This is a genomic window from Microcoleus sp. N9_A1 (genome assembly GCF_036701795.1).
In the GTDB taxonomy this organism is placed as follows: Bacteria; Cyanobacteriota; Cyanobacteriia; order Cyanobacteriales; family Microcoleaceae; genus Microcoleus.
Map to the genome: position 1 here is coordinate 1 of NZ_JAUBRI010000181.1, position 1,507 is coordinate 1,507.

At 42.2% G+C, this 1,507-nt stretch carries 1 protein-coding gene; it reads left to right on the forward strand.

The features are described 5' to 3' along the window. Positions 1-223 precede the first annotated feature (223 nt). Positions 224-1,474, forward strand: a complete 1,251-nt coding sequence (locus QUA58_RS31280) for a transposase (RefSeq protein ID WP_333398007.1) — start codon at positions 224-226, stop codon at positions 1,472-1,474. The last annotated feature ends 33 nt before the right edge of the window (positions 1,475-1,507 follow it).

The following is a 1,507-nucleotide window of genomic DNA, read 5'->3' on the forward strand; positions in this document are numbered from 1 at the left end:
ATTTCACCAAAAAGCGGGGTCTGAAGCCCCGTCGTTCTACGACGGCTTTTTCTTCTCTTTCAATGTCGTAATTAATTCTCTAAGTACATCGGTCTCAGTCCTGCCTACGTCCTTGCAGTATTGCTCAAGAATCTCAAACTCAAATCCCTCGCTCCGAAAATCTCAACGTTTCTTCATAATTTGTCCGGCTTTTTGCTGTACCCTATTATAGGGAGGATAAGTCATGTTTGGTTGCCAACAAAACCTAATTCGAGTCAACTCAGATACTCAAGCCATTCTTGAATATCTGTGTTCTGAAGCTACAAAGCTTTCCAATTGTGGAACCTACTACGCTCGTCAGATATTTTTCAAGACTGGTAAAATCCCAAATCGAGCTCAATTACACAAAGTATTGGGAACCGAGAATAGGAACTTGCACTATCAAGCGTTTTATTCAGATACCGCCCAGCAAATTTTAACGGGTGTCGCCGAGTCTTTCAAATCCTTTATAGGATTATTGAAAGCGTTTAAAAATGGGACAATTACAGATCGTCCGAAACCACCAAAGTATCGTCAAGGTGGAATGGCGCTTGTGACGTTCACTGGTAGGTCGGTAAAACTTAAGGATGGAATGTTGAGATTTCCATTGGGTAGCAAAGTTAAAGCGTGGTTTGGGCTAGATGCGTTTTTTCTGCCGATGCCATCAAACCTTGATTTTAAGGCAATTCGAGAATACCGAATTCTTCCCCGTAACGGCTGTTTTTACCTGGAATTTGTCTATAAAACGACTGAGATCCAGGCCATTGTAGACCCTGCCAAATGCTTAATGATTGACCACGGCGTAGATAACTGGCTGACTTGCGTAAGCAATGCTGGCACAAGTTTTATCGTTGACGGCAAGCATTTGAAATCGCTTAACCAGGGATATAACAAGCAGGTTGCATTTTTGATGGAAGGCAAATCTAACGGATTCTGGTCTAAAAGACTTGCCAATTTGACTGAAAGACGCAACCGCCAGATGCGTGATGCCGTCAATAAAGCAGCAAGAAAGGTGATTAATCACTGCTTGAAAAATGGCATAGGAACGATTATATTTGGCTGGAATAAGGGACAAAAAAATTCTGCCAATATGGGTAGCAAAACTAATCAGAAGTTTGTACAAATCCCGACCGGCAGACTGAAAGATAGAATTGCTCAACTTGGTGAGCGGTACGGATTAAAGTTCGTAGAAACCGAAGAATCTTATTCTTCTAAAGCTTCGTTTGTTGATCATGATTTGCTACCTACATTCGGCGAAAAACCCGAAGGGTGGCTTCCTAGTGGTAAACGAATTAAGCGTGGTTTGTATCGAACGGCTCAAGGTTGGTTAATTAATGCAGATTGTAATGGCTGTGGAAACATTGGTAGAAAAGTAGCGGTGATACTTGGACTTGATCTAAGTGGAATCGGTAGGGGCACTTTGTCAGCGCCTTTAAGACAGAAAATATGGTCTTAAGAATCCTCGTCGCTTTAGCGCGAGGAGTGTCAA

Excerpts from the sequence above, each read along its gene's own strand:
- QUA58_RS31280 (WP_333398007.1), top strand. The coding sequence starts at position 224 with ATGTTTGGTTGCCAACAAAACCTAATTCGAGTCAACTCAGATACTCAA.